This is a genomic window from Larkinella fluvii (assembly GCF_051857545.1).
Lineage (GTDB): Bacteria > Bacteroidota > Bacteroidia > Cytophagales > Spirosomataceae > Larkinella.
Genome location: NZ_JBPZHB010000003.1, coordinates 695,098 through 714,543 on the forward strand (window position 1 = coordinate 695,098; position 19,446 = coordinate 714,543).

The following is a 19,446-nucleotide window of genomic DNA, read 5'->3' on the forward strand; positions in this document are numbered from 1 at the left end:
GGCCGTGTTTTTTTCGACGGATTCCCACGGTTCAAACCGTGGGCTAGATTTTGAAAATAGACGAATACTGCTCATCGCACCGGAGCCAGCTTGCGTTGTTGGTCCGCAATTCGCTGTTCGGCTTCGCGGATCAGCGGCTCGAACGCTTTCATTTCTTCGGGAAAAATCCGCCGGTTTTTGTCTTTCCAGTCGTGGCTGAACGGTTGGGTGATCCGGTCGCCGTTCAGAAACGCCCAGTTGCTCGGTCGCCAGTAGTTGAACCACAGGACGTTTTTCGTCAGAACTTCCTTTCGAAGCGGAGCGAACTGATTGGAAAATTCCTGCGGCTGATGCAAGGCTTTCAGGATTAATTCCGCCACCAATTGCTGGCCGTCGGTGTTTAGGTGCATCCCGTTGGTCGTCAAAGTCCCGAACGAAGCCGACGACTGAACCGGATGAAACAGATCGACAAAACTGTACCCGTCGGATTCCGCCAGCTTTTTGATCGCATTCGTGTATTGCTCAACGGGCGCGTTCGTCAACCGATTCGCCGATTTACCCTCCGGGGTCAGTTGCGAACGGGCGGGTTCAAACGGGATCGGCGAAAGTAGCACGATGCGCCGGTCGGTTTTCCGAATACTGTCCAGCAATTTTTGATACGCTTTGACAAAACCGGGCAGGGCTTTTTCTCCATCCAGCGACTCTAGTTGCCCGAACTGCACAAACACCACATCGGCGCCCAGGCTGTCCAGATTCTTGCTCCAGCTCCCGAAACCGACATCCCGGAATTGCTCATACACCGTGTCGCCATCCCAACCCAGGTTCCAGAGGTGGAGTTTTGTGGTGGGGTGAGCGGCCAAGAGCAGCGTTTCCAGAATCCCGTCTTTGCGCATGGTGGCGATGTTGGTGCCGCCCGCAAATGCAATCACATCGTCCGGGTTAAATTTCAGCGGCAAACGGCTCTGTCGTTTGTCCTCCGGGCGTTTCAGTTGGTCGTTCAACTGCGCTTCTTTCATTCCCGCCAGTTCGACTTTCGGATGATGGACCAGCTTGTTGATTTTGTAGGTAACGGTTTGCGGATCACCGCTGTGAATCTGGAGGGCAATCTGTCCCGAGGCATCCCCGCCGGGGTCTTTGATCGCCACCGCCAGTTTTCCATTGATGGCCGTCCAGATCCGGTCGCCCACGGCCAGAATTTCGTAGTGATTCCACTGTCCGCGTTTGACGGCTTTCTCGCCCCGGTCGCCCCAGTCCAGTTTCTGCCGCCCGTGTTCGTGGTACAGCCGCCCCCAGACGTCCTTGCCCATATCCGCCTGATAACCCAGGGCCTGACCCGTCGCGTCGGCCTGTTTGGAGCGAAACTGAATGCCGGCATTGCGGTCGTCTGGTTCGAGTTTGACATCAACGCTCAAATAAAAATCACTCACGTTGACCGACGACCAGAGAAAGCGGTTTTTAGCTACCGGCTGGTCGGCCCGGCCCACAATGGCACCGTTTTTCACCGACCAATACGTCATGTCCGTCGCCGACCAGCCAGATAAATCTTTCCCGTTGAAGAAGGATTTGTCCAGGCGGGGTTGCGCGAAACCGGTTGTGGCGACAATCCAGAGTAGTATTGCCACAAAGGCAAACCGGTGGCGGTTCGCAGATCGGAAACCGACTTTAAGGAATTTTGGTGAGAACATACGTTTTCTGTTGGTTTAGGAATTTTACCCCAAATCCCAAATTTGGTTTCGGGAAATAACCGTTTATTGGCACTTTACCGGACATCCCTCCGGGATTTATGGTATTGAATCGTCATTTGAATGGTGGGTTAAAACCCACGGCTACAAAATGAGTCATCCCTCCGGGATTTATGGCATTTTATCGTCGTCTGATTCGGCGGGTTGAAACCCACCGCTACAAAATGAGTCATCCCTCCGGGATGTATGGTATTGAATCGTCATTTGAACGGTGGGTTAAAACCCACTGCTACAAAATGAGTCATCCTACGGGATGCTAAAATTCGAAAATCCCGTAGGGGTGAATCATCTTGTAACCCCCGGTTTGAACCGGGGGTAGAGATGAACGGGGTGGGTTTAAAATCCCGTAGGGATGACCGATAGAATGACAATGAACGGTTATTTCCTGAAAGTCAAAAAGGGAGCTTTATACATCTGGATGTAAAAGCCCCTTTAGGGGTTAGGGCAAGCTTTTTAATACCCCGGATTCTGTTTCATATCCGGGTTGATGATGATCTCGCCGATGGGAATCGGGTACAGCAAATCCCGCTCGGTAACGTTAAAAGCAGCGGCTGCGGGCGCGCTACCCAGCGGATAATAATATTTCTGCGGGTTGGCCTTGATTCGCGCACCGTACTCGCTCATCGTCTTGACGGCCAGACCACTGCGGACCAGATCATGCCAGCGTTTGTTCTCAAAAGCCAGCTCGATCCGGCGTTCACGCAGGATGGCATCGCGTAAGGCCGTCTGGGTGGTGACGGTGGCAGTGGGCAACCCCGCCCGAGTCCGAACCTGATTGAGAAAACCGCCCGCATCTGCCGAACGCCCCTGCTCATTGAAGGCTTCGGCCAGCATCAGCAGCACTTCTGAATACCGGTAGACCGGCCAGTTGACCCCGGTTTCGCCGTAGCGGGCGTGCGGAAACTGGTATTTTTTGATGTACGGCGTATTTTTATACGTAACGCCCACCAACGGCGAAGTGCCGGAATAAAACCCAATCGACGCCTTGTAGCGTTTGTCTCTCAGCGTATCCTCGTAAGCCGCCAGCAAATCCGGCGTTGGCGTGTTGTAGCAGCCATCCGTATTCGATGACGACGGTTTTACACCCGTGATGACGGACGGATCGGCCAAAACCGGTAGAAATTTATACGGCATGTAATTGCTGACGGCCTGCGACGTGCCTTCCGCGTACTGCACATCGAAAATGATTTCGCTATTGCCTTCGTTCGTCGGTTTGAAAACATCACCGTATTCCGCCACCAGCGCGTAACCCTGGGCGGTCACCTGTTTCAGAGCCGCTTCGGCTTCGGGCCAGCGTTTCTGGTTGATATACACATCGCCGAGCAGGGTGTAAGCCGCGCCCGATGCGACGCGCCCGGCGGTCTGGGCGGTTTTGGCGGGCAACAGTTTGGCCGCCTGTTCGGCGTCGGCGATGATCTGTTTGTAGACTTCCGCAATGTCGGCACGCGGCTTGAACGTGTCTTTGTACGAACCCGCCGGTTCCAGAAAAACCGGGACGCCCCCGAAATTTTTTAGCAGATCAAAATACGCAAAAGCCCGCAGGAAATACGCCTGCCCTTTCAGATTGTCTTTGGAAGCCTGATCGAAATCGACCCCGTCGATGGTGCTCAACACCTGGTTGGCGCGGGCAATGATCAGGTAGTCGTTCGTCCATTTTCCGGCCGTATTGCGGTTGTTGTTTTCGATGGTGAACGTCGATGGATCTTCTTCCGGTTTGGGGCCGCGCTGGGCGATGTTGAACACAAAATGGGTGTTGTCGGAACGCATCTCGTTCAGAATCCAGTCCTGGTTATACAGCGGTTGCAGGGGGGCGTAAATTCCGCCGACGGCCTGTTCAAAATCCGCTTTCGACTGGTAGAAACTGGCCGGTGTCAGCACGGTTTCAGGAACAACATCTAAAAAATCTTTGCAGGCGCTGACCAGTAAAAGCAGGAGTCCCGCGAGTAAAAATCTATTTTTCATGGTGAATCGAATGGGAGGGTTTAGAAACCGACGTTAACGCCGAAACTGACCGTGCGGGGCACCGGATACGAATTTTCATCGATGCCCGGCGAACTGCCGCTGGCCGAATTGCGGGTGTTCACTTCGGGATTCGGCCCCGGATACCTGGTGATTACAAACGCGTTCTGAACGCTGCCATAGACCCGCAGCCGGCGAATGACACTCCCGGCTTTCAGTGGAAGCGTGTAGCCCAGCGTGATGTTTTTGAACGACAGGAAACTGCCATCCTTGATGTAGCGGGTGTGCCAGCGGTCGCGCTCCAGATACGTCGTTCCCTGCTGGGTGCTGCCGTATTTGCCCGCTCCCGGATTTTCCGGCGATTTCCAGCGGTCTTTCACTTCGGCCAGGACGTTGAAAACGCCGTCGAGGTTGGTCGTCCAGTTTTCGTAATGCGTCAGAATCTGGTTGCCGTAGGTGCCGGTGAGGGTCAGCGAGCCGTCAAAATTCCCGTACGTAAATGTGTTGGTCATCCCGAAAATGAAATCCGGCCAAGGGTTGCCAATGTCCGTATAATCTTCCGGAAACGTGATTTTTCCGTCGCCGTTCAAATCCCGGAACTTGATGGTTCCGACCTGCGAATCAGCGTATTTGGGCGAACTGTCGAAGTCTTCCTGATTTTTATACACCCCATCCTGCACGGCCCCGTAGAACATCCCGACGGGTCGGCCTACCTGCGAGCGGTGGCTGTAAAAACCGTAGCTGCTGATGCCGTGGAACAAGGCCGTGGTTGATTGGGTCGATAGGCTGACGGTTTTGTTGCGGTCGAACGAAATATTGAAGTTGGTATTCCACGAAAACCGGCTGGTGTTGATGTTGTAGGTATTGATCCCGATTTCGTGACCCCACAGTTTCAGTTCGCCGATGTTGGTCTGGATGTTACTGAAACCGGAGGATTGGGGAACCGCAACGTTAAACAACAGATCGCTGGATTTCGTGGAATAATAATTATACGTCAACTGAATGCGGTCGTTCAGGAAGTAGATATCGGCCCCCACGTTCAGTTGCTTTTTGCGTTCCCAGCCTAAGGTGTTGTCGCCCAGGTTGGTTGTGGCCCGGCCCTGAAACAGCCCGTTGTTAAAACCGTAATACACCGGGCTGATGGTCGAACGAAACGTGTAATTCCCGATGTCAAAATTGCCCGTGGTGCCGTAGCTGGCGCGGAGTTTCAGGAACGAAACCGGTTTGAATTTCCAGAAATCTTCCTTTGACACAATCCAGCCCACGGAGGCCGAGGGGAAATTTCCCCAGCGGTTGTCCGGCCCGAACCGCGATGAACCGTCGCGCCGGACCGAAGCCGTGAAGAGGTATTTGCTCTTGTAATTGTAATTCAGCCGCGCCAGATACGACAGCAAGGCCCACTCCTGAACCCCGCTGGTGACCACCACCCGACCGGCGGCACTGACGGCCTGAATCTTGTCGTCGGCGTAGTTGCTGGCCGTAACGAGCGTGTTTTCACCCCGGTACCGCTGCGCCGTAAAATCGACCAGCGCGTCAATGTTGTGCCCGTTGAAGTCGGTTTGGTACATCAACGAGTTCTCGTTCACCCAGTTATACGACCGGCTGGTGTTGTCTGAACCGAACGGAATCCGGGGCGGGGGCGTAAACATGACGCCGATGGTCGACGGATTGAACTGGAACACGTTGGAATTGCTGGTCTGAACGTTCACCGTCGTCTTGGCCGTCAGCCCTTTCAGGATTTTGTATTCGACAAAGGCATTCGCCAGCAGTTGCAGATTCTTCCCTTCATACACTTTCTCTTTGGCCACCCGCAGCCAGTTCGGATTGCCAAACGTGGCCGGGTCCGAAGCCGTCAGCGTCAGGCTACCGTCCGGGTTGTAGGGACTCGCCAGCGGGGTGGTCGCCAGAGCCGCCGAAACGATGTTTTCGGAACCGTAGGGCCCGCCGTCGGTGGCAAAATTGGTGTTGGTGGCGTAATTCGGGGCGATGTTGAAACCGATTCGCACCTTCGGGCTGGGCGTGAAAACCGAGTTGACCCGCAGCGAAAGCCGCTTATACCCCGTTCCGACGATGACGCCTTCCTGACTGAAATACCCGCCCGTAACCGAGGTGCTGAAATTTTTCATGCCCGCGTTGACGGTCAGGTTGTAGCTCTGGATGGGCGCGGTTCGGGTGATGGCGTCATACCAGTCGGTGCCTTTTCCGGCGTATTGTTCGGGATTCTGAAAGGCAGCGTTCACCGGGCGACCGTTCAATTCGGCGATTTCTTTCTGAAACTGCGCATATTCCTGCGCGTTCATCATCGTCAGCCGGCGCGATTTCGGGATTTGTTCGAAACCGTAATAGGCGTCGAAATCAATCTGCGTTTTGCCGGGAATGGCTGATTTGGTCTGGATCAGCACCACGCCGTTGGCCGCCCGGGAACCGTAGAGCGAGGACGCTGCGGCATCTTTCAAAACCGTAATGCTTTCAATTTCAGCGGGGTTGATGGTGTTGATGTTGCCGGAAATGGGCATGCCGTCCACCACATACAGCGGATCGGCTCCGGCGGTGATCGAAACCGCCCCCCGGATTTTGATGTTCATGCCTTCGCCGGGCCGTCCCGACACCTGATCGATGCGCACCCCGCTCAGTTTTCCCTGCAACAATTGCCCCACCTGCGCCACGGGCGCGTCTTTCATCTGCCGTTCGGAAATCGTGGAAATCGCGCCGGTAATGTCTTCTTTTTGCTGCGTTCCGTAGCCGACCACAACCACCTCGGCCAATGCTTTCGTATCGGTTTTGAGCAGAACATCGACGGTAGAGCGATTGCCAACGACCATTTCCTCCGGTAAATACCCCACAAACGAGAAAACAAGCGTCGCGTTTTCATTCGGAATGGCGAGCGTATACTGACCCTCGGCATTGGTGGTCGTTCCGCGCTGTGAGCCTTTCAGAACGACACTGACACCCGGCAGGGCTTCGTTTTTCTCGTCGGTCACTTTTCCAGAAACCGTCAGGTCGGGTTTAGGCTGGATCGGCAGGGGCGTAATTTCCCGAAGGATCTCGGGGGCGTTTAGAAAGGACGTTTTTCGTCGGTTGCGCTTGAGGATGATCTGCTCGTTGGTGGATTTGTATTCGATTTGCAGGGGCGACAAAAGCCGGTCGAGGACGGCAGAAAGCGGTTCGTTGAGGGCCGTAATGCTCACTTTTTCGTCGACCGGAATCATGCTCCGGCTGTAGGCAAACCGCACGTTGGCCCGGCTTTCGATCTCCGAAAGGGCTTTTTGCAGCGATATATTTTCAGCCTTCAGGCTAATGTTTCGTTTGAGAAGATCCTGCGCGTCGGATTCCCGGGCGTAGGCAACCGCCGTGAGGAGTCCAATGAGCAGAATTTGAAGCACCGATAACCGCATAAGGGCATATACAGTCTTGTTTTTTAGAAAAAAATGCATAGGTTTGGGTGGTTAAATTGAACAATAGAAAGCCGATCATCACCTTCCGAGTGATGGTAGTCAGGAATGCTTGTTCAGAGTCAGGAGTGCCGCAATCACTCCTGATTTCCTTTACAAGCCCGGCAAAAAGAGGGGTTGTCGTTTTAGCATAGGAGGGGGTTTAGAGATTATCATTAAAATTTCGTCTTCCGGTTTTTTGCGTTCATTCTACGGTACCACAGCCTTCTCCGTCGATCACGATGCTGTCGCCCCGCATTTCATAAGTAGCTTCCACCATTTGGGTCGTTATTTCCAGAATTTCCGCCAGCCGGTTGTGGTCAAAAGTGGCTTTCAGACGGCAATTGGCCAGATTCGGGTTGGCGAGTTTGATTTTGATCCCGTATTTCTTTTGCAGCCGCATCGCAATTTCCGATAATTTTTCGTCCTCAAACGTGAGCGAAATGGGTTGCCAGGTATCGACCTTTTCCCGGAATTTCGAGAGTTCCGTGGACGTCAGCAGGCCCGAAGCGACTTCGAAAACCGCCTGTTGCCGGGGCAATAGCAGCACCGATTTCTCTTTCCCCTGGCTGTCCGGAACCGACACCGACACCTTGCCCGTTACAACCGATACCTCATACCACGACTGATCGGAATTAGATTTTACGTTGAAACTGGTTCCCAGCACTTTCACCAGCAGCGAATTACTCTTGACGTAAAAGGGCCGCGCCGGGTCTTTGGTTACTTCAAAAAACGCTTCGCCTGCGACGCTCACCGTCCGCGACGTTTCGGAAAACGCCCGGGCCGTGTACTGAATATTGGCCTCCGGATTCAGCCAGACCTTGCTGCCATCCGGCAACTGGTGACGGACCACCTGTTTTTGCGTGTTGACAATGGAAACCGCATCGGCGACCTGATCTACAACCGGTTGGGTCGTATTCAGATAGAAGTAGATGCCCAGACTTGCGATGAGCAGCACCACGGCAGCCGCAGCATACCGCCAGACATTCGGCACCAGCGGACGGATTTTGACCGGTTGTTCCGGCTGAATTTCGTCATCGGTTTGGTGGCGGATAAGTTCCTGAATTCTTTTCAAGTGCTGGGGCTGGTCAAAGTCCCGGCTTTCGGCGGTTTCATTGTTCAGGCTGGCGTACCATTGCTCTACCTGTTCAACTTCGTCCGGGTTGCACTTTCCCTCCAGGTATTTTTTCAACAGGTCGGGCGAAATGGCTTTTGGGCTCATAGGTTCGTTTGGTCAGCTCCTGCTTGGTTGGCTGCTTTACCTACAAGACGCGCAAAAAACCGCTAACCCTGGTGGGATTTGAAGAAAGTTTATAACGAATACTATCTGAAACCTTAGTAGTATTGCATTCGGCCTGCTTTTTAGAATCGATGCACAACCCGTACCGTGAGATGGACGCCCAGGCGCTGTGGCAACTGGTGAAAACGAAAGCCGATTCGGCGGCTTTTGCGGAACTGCACGCCCGGTTTTCCGGAAAACTCTATGCATTGGCCTACCGGAAAACCGGTGATTCGGATGCCGCCGAAGATCTGGTGCAGGATTTATTTGTGACACTCTGGGTGCAGCGGGAAGCCCTTTCCATCGACAAAACCGTTCAGGTCTATCTGTTTTCGGCGCTCAAAAACCGGATCATTTCCTACCTCCGGAAGCAAATCCTGCACAAATCGGTTTCGCTCGACGAGGTGTATTCGGAAGTTCAGGTTTCGCACTCGGCTAACGTGGTTCAGGAATGGATTCAGGTTCGGGAGGTTCAGGAAGTCTACCTGCGGGAATTGAAAAATTTGCCCGAAAAAAGCCGGGAAGTATTCGAACTCAGCCGCAGCGGTCTCGCCAACAAGGAAATTGCGGAGCAACTCGGGCTGGCCGAAAAAACCATCGAATTTCACATCAGCAAGTGCCTGCGGGTGCTGCGGGTCAAGTTGTTATACGTGGCCGGGGTTGTATCGACGCTGTTGCTGCTGCATTGATAAAAGCTATAATAGGTAACCCCGGCGGGGTTTTCTGTCAATAGTAAATGCATCAGCTTATTCCCATTTCAGCCCCGGCGGGGCGTACTAACTTTATATATGTCGCCCCGCTGGGGCTCATCATCTTAATGTACTGGTTATTGCTATTGACAGAAAACCCCGCTGGGGTACAACCTGCAAAACCTTGCGGATTTGGTAGAACCCCGTTTTTATTTGGGTTTGATACCCACAAATTAACGCACAGAAACTTCCTGATTTTCCGATTGAACCGGTAACCCACTGACGGTTTTTTCTCCCGTTGGTCGTTTCCGAAACCAGTTCGCCAGTGCCGAACCGGTCACATTCTGCAACGGCCCGAAGATAGCAGATGCCAGCCCTAAGGTCGCCACTTTCCCCATTTGCAAGGCGAGACCGGTGGCCACTCCGCCGTTTTGCATCCCGACTTCAAACGCAATCGTCCGCCGGTCCCGCTCGGGCAATCCGAACAGCAAAGCTGTGAAATAACCGACGCTCAAGCCGATCAGGTTGTGCAACAGGCAGGTAATGATCAGCAACCCACCGACTTGCAGCAGATTGTCGCGCCCGGATGCCGTGATGATGACGGTATTGATCACAATGCCGAGCATGGCGATAAACGAAAGGCTGCTTTCGATCATGGGCCGGTCGATGGTCTTCGCATTTTTCAGCAAAATCGCGCTCACCATGGGCAGGAGGTAAAACCAGAATGTCGAGGTCAGGAGGGCCATCAGAAAACCCATGCCGTCGGCGTTCGTAACCACCATCATCACCAGATTCGTCACCAGAATAATACCGGCAAAAGCCAGCAACTGAACGGTTCTGGCGCGTCTGGTTTCGTTACCGAAATAAAACAGGTTGAAAATAAAACCGGCCACAATCGGAATGATGATCATGTTGGTGATGTCGATCATCATGTGGGCGATGTCGATTTCGACGTACTGCCCACCCAGCCATTTCATCAGAAAAGGTGTTATAAATGGCGACAGAATGGTGGAACAGGCCCCGATCGTGACGGCCAGTGCCAGGTTGGCCCCCGACAGATACGACATCACATTGGACGCCATCGCGCTGGAAACGCAGCCGATCAGAATGACGCCCCCCGCAATTTCGGGTTCAAAATCAAACAGATGGGATAACGAAAAACCGACCAGCGGCATGACCATAAAGTGGCAGCCAATTCCGATCAGAACGCCCTTTGGCATTTTGACGACGCCTTTAAAATCGTCAAAACTCATGTGCGATCCCATGCCGAACATGGTGAGCTGTACGAAAGGAACGATGAGCCGTTTCAGTTGAAAATCGCCAACGGTAAAGAAATACGTGGGGTAGAACATCGCGACCGTGACAGCCGCCAGAATCCAGACGGTGTAGGAAAAACCTTTGAGTTGGGAAAAGCCCCGGAAGGCCAGCGCCAGCAAAACCAGCGCGAGCATCAACACCGGGCCGGTTGCTGCGGGTTTATCGGACGCATACAGGAAAGCAGAACCGGCAAAGGCCAGGCCGGACAAAACCAGCAGGGCAATCGAAAAGCGACGTGGCATCATCAGGTTTAGGGTTATTCTCTTATAAGTTCAATACCGGCTCGGGGATACTCATGGCAGAGGAAATATCGGCGGGCTTCGTCCTCTTCAATTTCGGGAAACCGGATGCCGTAATCCACTAGGAAAACGTTGTCGTTCAGGTCGTCGCAGACGCTCGAAATCTCGGCACTGAGCGTGTAGCCAACGCCGTCGATCTGCCAGCCGGTGCCCTCTTCGCCCCAAAACTGGTGAATCGTGCGCGGATGAATCGTCAGGCTTTCGCCGGGTCGTAGCCGCACGATCTCCCCCGGTCCCAGCCGCCGGGTGCAGCCGTCCACCTGCGTTAAAAAAGTCTCGCTGGACGGATGGCCTTCGGCGTCGGCTTTGGTGAGTTGCACCAGCACATTGCCGCCCGCCCGGCAGATGATGTCTTCGCGTTTCGAAAGGTGGAAGTGGGCCGGGGCGCGTTGGTTTTCCGGGTCGATTAGCCACTTTTCGGCGTATTGTTTCGGATAATTCGGTTGATTGGGTCGGCCATTGCGAACCGTAAACAACGTCCGCCCGATGGTGTGAAAATCCCGGCTGCCAAAGTCGGTGACGTCCCAGCCCAGCATGCAGTCGCGGATTTCGTTGTATTCCGGCCCGGCGTCGAGCCACTGGTCAAGGGTCCAGTTGGCGAAAGGAGGGAGGTGCATTCCGAAATGGGCGATAACTTCTTTGGCTGTTTCGATGCTGGCGTTCACAACGGAGCGTTTTAAGTTCATGAGAATCAGGGTGATGTGTTTGGGTCTTTGGAATGTGAAACCGTTGAAACGGTTTTGGGAAGGCGCAATGGTTCTCCAAACCCCCGGTTCAAACCGGGGACTACAAGATGATTCATCCCTACGGGATTGGTGAATTTGATCATCCCGTAGGGATGGGCGATCGAATGCTTTACGGGATTTTCTTCTGCGCGTTGTAATTGCCGATGGCTTCCGACACCGTCAACGCCCGGTTGTAGACCGAAAGCTGGCTGATTCGTCCGCTGAGTTGCGTGCCAAGGGTGATCTGAGCGGCTCCGGCCACAGACTTCAGGTACGGATTGAACCGCCCCCAGCCGAACTGTCGCGTGTCGCCCCCGTCGTTGAAATTGCCGTCGACTACGAAGTAGATGAGGTGCGGGCCGCCGTCGACAATGATGCTGACATGGTGGTTTTGATTGGCTTTCAGCAAGCCTTCGTCGCAGGACCAGGTGGATTCCGTACGCCCGTCGTTCATCGCAAACTCAACCGTTTTTTTGTCGGTCGTTCGTACAAACCAGCCTTTTCCTGTGGCGTCGCGGGCGTCGAGCAGAATCTGGTTGTCAGACAGGTTGCTGAGGTTGAAGCTGAGGTCGACGGTAAAACCGTTCGGTACGTTCATGCCGGGCTGTTCCAGTTTCTTCGTATCGCGTTTGTAGAATTCGGGCAGCGTTGGGGCGGCCACGGTTTGCGGGAATTTCCCTGATTGATACGACCAGTTGGTCACCAAACCGTCCTGCGCTTTTTTCGCGTTGTCGAACTGATTCCAAACCAGATTCAGCAGCTTCTCGTCAATTTTGTGGACGCGGGCGATGTCTTTCTGCGTTTCGGTGATGTAGTATGAACCTTTGTCTTCGACCAGATCGGGGTAACTCATCCGGATCAGCGGGTCTTCGTCGTACAGCAAAACCTCGGGCTGCGTCCACCTGATGACTTTTCCTTTGGGCGAATCGACTTCCACACCACCCGACACCCAAGCCGGATTCCGGTCTTCGTAGGCCATGCTGCGCCGGTTTTTGTGTTCCCGAATAAACCGCCCGCCGTGGTTGTGAAACCAGTAGAGGTACTTTCCATTCTCGCATTTCCAGACAAAATTAGCGGCTCGCGGGTGCTTCATCAACTGGCCGTTGCCATACCGCATGTACTGGGGCGGCTCCCAGGTATGACCGGCATCCCGGCTGTAGGTATAGGCCGGATAACCGTCGATGGTCCGGTAAACGCAGAAGAAAGAACCGTCGCTCAACACCACGAAATTTTGTTCTTCGGCAATGGGACCGCCGTCTTTGGCCGGTGTCCGCAGGCCGATTTCGCCGTCGGGCAGGGTGTTCCACTTCGCCTTGGCGGGATCGGTGGCGGTGAATAAATCGGGACTTTGCAACAAAGCGCCTTCGCTGCTGGTGAAAAAGCCTTCGCCAAAACCGCCGACTTTATGAACCGGAACATACGCCGATTCCTTGTAGGCAAACGCCCGGCCCACGTTCCAGAAGTACTGAATTTTGCCCTGATACGGATTCTTCTTGTCGATTTCAAAATTCCGCATCGGGATCGCGACCCGGTTTGCCGACCAGCTTTTGCCGTTGTCGTCCGAGTATTTAAAGACAAAATACCCCTGGCTATCCACCCGCTTGACCAACCCATCGGCATAGGGCGGATTGTCGCCTTTCACCGCCCGGATGTTATCGGTATTATGGTTGTAGAAAACAAAAATCCGGCCCGACGGAGCTTTCAACAGCACGGCATACGACGCTTCCGGCCCATCGCCCGGTTCAACATCGCGTTTATCGATCCAGGTTTTTCCCTGATCGAGACTTCGCTGCGAAATCAAATGCTGGCCCGATGCGCCTTCGTGGCCGGTTCCGGTGGTCAGCACGCAGAGCCACGCGCCGTCGTTGGTTTTGACGATGTAAGGCTGATCACTGTACGTTTCGTCGGGAATCACCATCCCGGTTTTGATATCGCGGGCGTCCTGCGCCACCAGCACACCGGTCAGGGCGAAACCGAGACTCAGCGACAGGACGATTCTTTTCAAGTTGACTTGCATAGTTTCAACGGTTTTACCTAAAAGCCAGCCGCTCCGCCGTACTACCGATGAGCGGCTGGAAGATGATCAATACCCCGGATTTTGGGGCAAGAGATTGGGATTGAGCATGATTTCGGTAATCGGAACCGGCAGCAGTGGTTTTTTATCGACGCCCAAAACCGCTTTGTCGCGCCCGGTTCGGAGCAGATCGTACCAGCGGTGGCCTTCGAAACACAGCTCGACGAAGCGTTCCTGTTCGATGGCCAGCAAAAGACCGTCTTTGGCGGTGGCCGTCGTGTTTGCCAAACCCGCCCGGTTGCGGATGCGGTTGACCAGCGCGACGGCTTCGGCGGTTTTACCCAACTGCGTCAGAGCCTCGGCCTGCATGAGAATGACGTCGGCCAGCCGCAGGAAGAGGTAGTTACTGTCGCCGAAGCGGGCGTTGCCGACCACCGTTCCCAGGTATTTCCCAACCGTCGGCAAGTTTGCAAACTGATCGGTTTGCGGGTTGCTCAGAAAGAAACTGGCGGCTTTCCGCAAATCGCCCGGTTCAAACGCGTCCACCAGTTTCGGTGTCGGAATCAGCGTCTGGTTACCACCGGTTTGCACCTTGCTACTGCGGGGCAGAAAGTACGCCGAAAGCCCGTTGGTTTCCTGATTGGCGTTGCTGTACTGAAGCTCGAAAATGGATTCAGTCGTGTTTTTGGCGGTAAAAAGCGTGCCGTAATTGGCTCCGGAAACCAGCGAGTAGGTGGGGTTGGCAAGGACTTTAGCGGCATAATCGGCCGCCAGTTGCCATTCATTCGTCTGGTTATACGAACTCCGCCAGAGGTAGACCTTACTCAGCAAGGCCTGCGCGGCTCCCTGCGTGGCCCGGCCCCGGGTTTCGATGTTCGATGCGTAGGTAACGGGTAGTAATTTTTCCGCTTCGATCAGGTCTGCAATGATTTGCTCCTGAATTTTGTCGGCGGGTGTTCGCGGCAACTGGAGATCTTTATCCAGCGAATTGGTCGGTTCCAGCACCAGCGGCACGGCACCCCAGAGCCGCACCATGAAGAAATAATTGAAGGCCCGCAGAAAATACGCTTCGCCCATAATCCGGTTGCGAACGCTGCCGATGGTCGGGCTTTGAATGGTGGGAACATGCGCCAGTACGTTGTTGACGCGGTTGATTCCCACATAAAACGGTGCCCAGGTCGCAAAACCGCTGCTGTTGCTGATGTTGTCATTCTGAAAATCCAGTACGCCCGGATCGGTGACGCCAATCGTTTCAACCGGTATTTTCAGGTTGTCGGCGCGGGCATCGCCCCAGACCACCCGGCGGGTATCGTCACCCTGCAAGGCGTCATAAGTGGCAATGATAGCGGCTTCGGCATCGGCAGCATTCTGGAAAAAGGAACCCTGCGTGAGAGCACTCACCGGCACCTGATCCAGAACATCGGTGCAGCCGCTGGCCAGACTGAGCAGCGCGGTGAGTAAGAGGAAATAGCTACTTTTTTTCATGGTCGAGGTCAGGTTAGAAGCCCAGATTTAAGCCAAACGTGAAAGTGCGAACCTGCGGATACGTGCCTAAGTCGATGCCCTGAAGCAACGGCAGACTGTTCCGGAAATTCACTTCCGGGTCCAGACCCAGGTAGTTTGTGAATGTGAACAGGTTCTGGCCGGAAGCGTACACCCGCAGGCTTTCAACTTTGATCCGTTTGAGCAGAGCCGACGGAAAGGTGTAACCCAGCGTAGCGGTTTTGACGCGGAGATAGGAACCGTCCTCAACCCAGCGGGAAGACGGAAAACCGTTGCGGCCAATGGTGCTGGGTGCGCCCCGTGGCACGTCGGTCACATCGCCTTCTTTTCGCCAGCTCCGCAGCACTTCGGTCGTGGCCGCGTTATAAACGAAACTCCGGTTCGATGACTGGCGGGTCTGGTTGAAAATCTGGTTGCCGTACGACCACTGCATGAAAACCGACAGGTCGAACCCTTTGTAGGAGAAGGTGTTGGTTAAACCGCCGGTGTGTTTGGCGTTGGAGTTGCCGATAATTCGCCGGTCGTCGGCATTGATCACACCGTCGCCGTTGAGGTCTTCATAAATCATGTCACCGGCCTGATAGAGCGGCCCGGTTTTGCTGCCATCCCGCAGGTTGGCGGCTTTGGCTTCTTCCGAGGTTGCATACACCCGACCCGTATACACATAGCCGAAGAAAACGCCGATGGGTTCGCCCACCCGCCCGATTCCGACGGGACGATCGCTGAAGAAAACCGCATCTGCACTCGCCTGGATGATGTCGGCATTGTTGTTGGAAAGCCGGACAATCTTGTTGCGGTTGAAGGAAATATTGAAATTGGTGCTCCACCGGAAAGCGCCCACCAGATTCTGGCTGGAGACGCTGAATTCCAGTCCTTTGTTCTGCGTATCGCCCACGTTTTGCAAGGCAGAGCTAAAGCCCGAACTCGTCGGCAGGTTTACGGACAGCAGCAGATCGTTCGTCTTTTTCAGGTAGGCATCGGCGGTAAAAGCGACGCGGTCGTTCAGAAACGACACATCGATGCCGATGTCGGATTGCGTGGTCGATTCCCAACTGAGTGATGGATTGGGTACTGCCGACAGGGCAATGCCGGATTTGCCGATGTAGTTGCGCCCGGTGCTGTATAAGCCCTGCGCCCCGTAATCGCTGATGGACTGGTTGCCGACCACGCCGATGCTGGCCCGCAATTTCAGGTCATTGATGAAAGGCAGGCCCTGCATGAACGGTTCCTGTGAAATCCGCCAACCGGCTGATACCGAAGGGAATGTTCCGTATTGGTTGTCTTTTCCAAACCGGGAGGAACCATCCCGGCGCAGGGTGGCCGCCAACAGATACTTGTCGTTGAAACTGTAATTGAGTCGGGCATAATACGAAACCAGTCCCCAGGCGGATTTGCTGCTCGAAGCACCCGTTGCCGTGGCAGCCGCATTCAGAGTCGGAATGTTGTCCGTCGCGCCCTGATTGGCCGCTGCTGAGAGGTTGAACGTCCGGGTTTCCTGAACACTATAGCCGAGCAGACCCGAAACCGCATGCTGACCGAATGAACGGCTGTAATTCAGGGTGTTTTCGCTGATCCAGCTAAAACCGTCGCCGTAGGAAGCCGTCGCCGGTCGGGCGGCTCCACCCTGGATGGTGCTGGGAATGAAGTTTTCGTTCCGGTTGCCGGCATAGTCGACGTTCAGGGTCGAGCGCAGCGTCAGGTCTTTCAGAATCGTATAGTCGGCGTAAATATTGCCAAGCAGGCGGTTGGAAACGGAAAAGATGCTGCTCTGGGTGGCCAGCGCGACCGGGTTCGGACGCTGGATCTGATCGACAAAGGTGTAGGAACCGTCGGGGTTGTACACCGGCGAAAAGGGCAACATCCGCAGGGCGTTGGTCAGCACGGCATTGTTGTCGTCGCCCTCGGGAATCTGGTCGCGCTTGGCGGTCGACAGCAGAATGTTGGCCCCGGTTTTGAAGCGTGAAGAGGCTTGGTGATCGATGCTGAACCGGCCGCGGTAGGTTTTGTAGCCCGAACTGATGACAACCCCTTTTTGATCGAACAGGCCTAAACTGGCCGCATAGGTCGTTTTATCGTTGCCGCCCCGCAGCGACACTTCATAATTGGAAACCGGTGCGTTCCGAAACAGCTCGTTCTGCCAGTTGGTGTCATACACCGGCGTGTTGCCGTTGAACAGCGTATCCAGGCCCAGCCGCACTTCGGCAACGCCCGCATTCTGGACGGCATTCAGGATGTAATCGCGTTCCTGCACGGCATTCAGCATCGGAATCTGCTTTCTGACTTCCGAAAAACCGGTGTAGGTGCTGACATTGATAGACGTTTTGCCCGACTTGCCGCGTTTGGTCGTGATGATGATAACCCCGTTGGCTCCCCTTGCACCGTAAATAGCCGAGGCCGAGGCATCTTTCAACACTTCCATGGATTGAATGTCATTCGGATTGACAACGTTGATGTTGCCCGTAATCGGCACGCCGTCAACGATATAGAGCGGACTGTTGCCCGCGTTGAGCGACGTAATACCCCGGATTTTAACCGTCGGGCTACCTCCCGGAGACCCGCTGCTCTGCACAATTTCGACCCCGGCGGCCCGGCCCTGCAAAGCTTCTAGTGGTCCCTGAACGGGCAGGTTTTCCAGTTCTTTTCCTTTGATGGAGGCTACTGATCCGGTCAGGTCCCGGCGCTGCTGGGTGCCGTAACCAATGACAACGACTTCGCCCAGGGCTTTGGTGTCGCCTTTCAAAACCGCATTGATCGTACTGCGGTTGCCGACCGGTATTTCCTGTTTTTCGTAGCCCACCGAACTGAAAACCAGCACGGCCTTGTCGTCGGGAACACTGATGCTGTACTGACCCGATTCGTTGGTGGTGGTGCCGATGGTCGTTCCTTTGACCGCAACAGTGACGCCCGGCAGGGTTTCGCCGGATTCGGACGAGACCAGCCCCCGGATCTGCAACACCGCCCTTAGGGCCGACGGACTATGCGTGGATACCGCCGGATGATGCGCCAGGACTTGCAGCCGGATGGTGGGGCCTAGCAGCAGGAGTGCCAGCCAGCCAACCTTTCTTAGATTTATTTTCATACAGGTACATGGATTGGAATAGTTCAAATCGTCAATTCTTTTTCTGTCGAGAACCCGACTACCGGGATTTCGACAGCCGGGACTGAATCAGCCTTTTTTATTGAATTATTTCTGAATTTAACAGAAGTAAAAAGAGAACGGCAACCGAAAAGGAGTCAAGTTTTCAGGAGAATCAAAAAAAACGTTTCCGGTAACGTTGCCGGAGTGGAAACTGGCGGGCTTGATTTCAAAAGCGTTGAGACGGGCAGGAAAGTCCGGATTGGTTCGGAATCCATAAAAAATCATATTGACGTATTGGCTTCCCGGCGAGCGCGGTAGTAGAAAAACAGGAAGACGCGTCTTGTGTAACGTAGCGGAGATTTTATCTTTAGTATGTGAATCCGACCCTGTCCGTATGAGAAGTAAACAACCAACCATCTGGGATATTGCCATTAAATTAAATGTCTCGATATCAACCGTTTCCCGGGCGTTGCGGAATGCGCCGGATATCAACCCGGATACCAAAAAGGCGGTTCTGGATCTGGCCCACGAGCTGGATTACCAACCCAATACGATTGCGACCAGTTTGCGGAAAAATAAAACCGACATCATTGGCGTGCTGGTCCCGGAGTTTGTTCATGCCTATTTTCCGAATGTGATTCTGGGGGTGCAGGAGGTCGCCAATGCGGCCGGTTACAAAGTCATGATCGGGCAGTCGAACGAGTCGCTGGAGATTGAAAAGCACAATTTGCAGGCCATGCTGTCGAGCCGGGTGGAGGGACTGATCATGGCGATTACACGGGAAACGAATGAATACGAACACATTCAATCGGCCCAACGGAAGGGGTTGCCGGTCGTATTTTTTAACCGGATTGTGGATGAATTGCAAGGATCAAAGGTGCTGGTGGACGACTACCGGGGCGCGTTCCGGGCGGTCGAGCATCTGATCCAGACGGGTTGCCGGCGGATTGCCCACCTCGCCGGCCCCGAAAACCTGACCATGAGCCGAAACCGCCTGAACGGCTACATCGACGCGCTGAAAGCCCACGCCTTTCCCATCGACGAAACGATCATTATGCCCTGCGATTTTGTGGAAGGGAAAGCCCGGTTTTGCACCCAGCAACTGTTGAACCGGCCCGACCGCCCCGATGCCCTGTTTGCCGTCAACGATCCGACGGCCATCGAAGCCCTGGTTTGCATTCAGGAGAACGGGTTGTCCATCCCGGATGATATTTCGCTGGTTGGTTTTTCCAACGCGCCCCACAGCGCCTTTGTTAGTCCTCCGCTCACGTCAGTCGTTCAGCCGACCAACGAAATTGGCCGCGTGGCCGCCCGGCTTCTGTTGCGGCAACTGGCAGAGGGCTCCGATTTTGTTCCGGAAACCCAGACGCTGGACACCACGCTGGTGATTCGCAAATCGACGCAGCCGGTTTTGAGGGCGGTTTGAGGAT

The 19,446-nt window shown here is 54.5% G+C and carries 11 protein-coding genes; 2 read left to right on the forward strand and 9 right to left on the reverse strand.

What is annotated here, in order from left to right:
• Positions 1-71 precede the first annotated feature (71 nt).
• The 4 genes from ACS5NO_RS10245 to ACS5NO_RS10260 all read right to left on the reverse strand — a co-directional run bounded on the left by ACS5NO_RS10245 (position 72) and on the right by ACS5NO_RS10260 (position 8,333).
• Positions 72-1,664, reverse strand: coding sequence for a 3-keto-alpha-glucoside-1,2-lyase-like domain-containing protein (locus tag ACS5NO_RS10245; RefSeq protein ID WP_439415052.1), 1,593 nt, complete (start codon positions 1,662-1,664; stop codon positions 72-74).
• A 510-nt stretch (positions 1,665-2,174) separates the two neighbouring features.
• Complete coding sequence (locus ACS5NO_RS10250) at positions 2,175-3,683, reverse strand: RagB/SusD family nutrient uptake outer membrane protein (protein ID WP_439415053.1); 1,509 nt, start codon at positions 3,681-3,683, stop codon at positions 2,175-2,177.
• Between the two features lie 20 nt (positions 3,684-3,703).
• Positions 3,704-7,114: a TonB-dependent receptor gene (locus ACS5NO_RS10255; protein ID WP_439415054.1), complete on the reverse strand. Its 3,411-nt coding sequence runs from the start codon at positions 7,112-7,114 to the stop codon at positions 3,704-3,706.
• 202 nt (positions 7,115-7,316) lie between these two features.
• Positions 7,317-8,333 carry a FecR family protein gene (locus tag ACS5NO_RS10260; protein WP_439415055.1) on the reverse strand — a complete coding sequence of 339 codons (1,017 nt, stop codon included), beginning with the start codon at positions 8,331-8,333 and terminating at the stop codon, positions 7,317-7,319.
• Positions 8,334-8,482: 149 nt separating this feature from the next.
• Here ACS5NO_RS10260 and ACS5NO_RS10265 point away from each other — a divergent pair, with 149 nt between their 5' ends.
• Positions 8,483-9,079, forward strand: coding sequence for an RNA polymerase sigma-70 factor (locus tag ACS5NO_RS10265; RefSeq protein WP_439415056.1), 597 nt, complete (start codon positions 8,483-8,485; stop codon positions 9,077-9,079).
• A 233-nt stretch (positions 9,080-9,312) separates the two neighbouring features.
• On the opposite strand, the gene ACS5NO_RS10270 is transcribed toward ACS5NO_RS10265, so the two are convergent.
• The 5 genes from ACS5NO_RS10270 to ACS5NO_RS10290 form a co-directional block, all read right to left on the reverse strand.
• Entirely contained in the window at positions 9,313-10,641 is a 1,329-nt protein-coding gene (locus ACS5NO_RS10270; protein ID WP_439415057.1) for a bile acid:sodium symporter family protein, read from the reverse strand.
• A gap of 11 nt (positions 10,642-10,652) precedes the next feature.
• Positions 10,653-11,381 carry a D-lyxose/D-mannose family sugar isomerase gene (locus ACS5NO_RS10275; protein ID WP_439415058.1) on the reverse strand — a complete coding sequence of 243 codons (729 nt, stop codon included), beginning with the start codon at positions 11,379-11,381 and terminating at the stop codon, positions 10,653-10,655.
• Positions 11,382-11,550: 169 nt separating this feature from the next.
• A complete protein-coding gene (locus ACS5NO_RS10280; RefSeq protein WP_439415059.1) occupies positions 11,551-13,437 on the reverse strand; it encodes a LamG-like jellyroll fold domain-containing protein in 1,887 nt (628 codons plus the stop codon).
• Between the two features lie 66 nt (positions 13,438-13,503).
• The gene (locus ACS5NO_RS10285) at positions 13,504-14,919 is read right to left on the reverse strand and encodes a RagB/SusD family nutrient uptake outer membrane protein (protein ID WP_439415060.1); all 1,416 of its coding nucleotides are present in this window, start codon (positions 14,917-14,919) and stop codon (positions 13,504-13,506) included.
• Between the two features lie 13 nt (positions 14,920-14,932).
• Positions 14,933-18,016, reverse strand: coding sequence for a SusC/RagA family TonB-linked outer membrane protein (locus tag ACS5NO_RS10290; RefSeq protein WP_439415061.1), 3,084 nt, complete (start codon positions 18,014-18,016; stop codon positions 14,933-14,935).
• A 394-nt stretch (positions 18,017-18,410) separates the two neighbouring features.
• Here ACS5NO_RS10290 and ACS5NO_RS10295 point away from each other — a divergent pair, with 394 nt between their 5' ends.
• On the forward strand, positions 18,411-19,442 hold the full coding sequence (locus tag ACS5NO_RS10295) for a LacI family DNA-binding transcriptional regulator (RefSeq protein WP_439415062.1): 1,032 nt from the start codon (positions 18,411-18,413) through the stop codon (positions 19,440-19,442).
• Positions 19,443-19,446 lie beyond the last annotated feature (4 nt).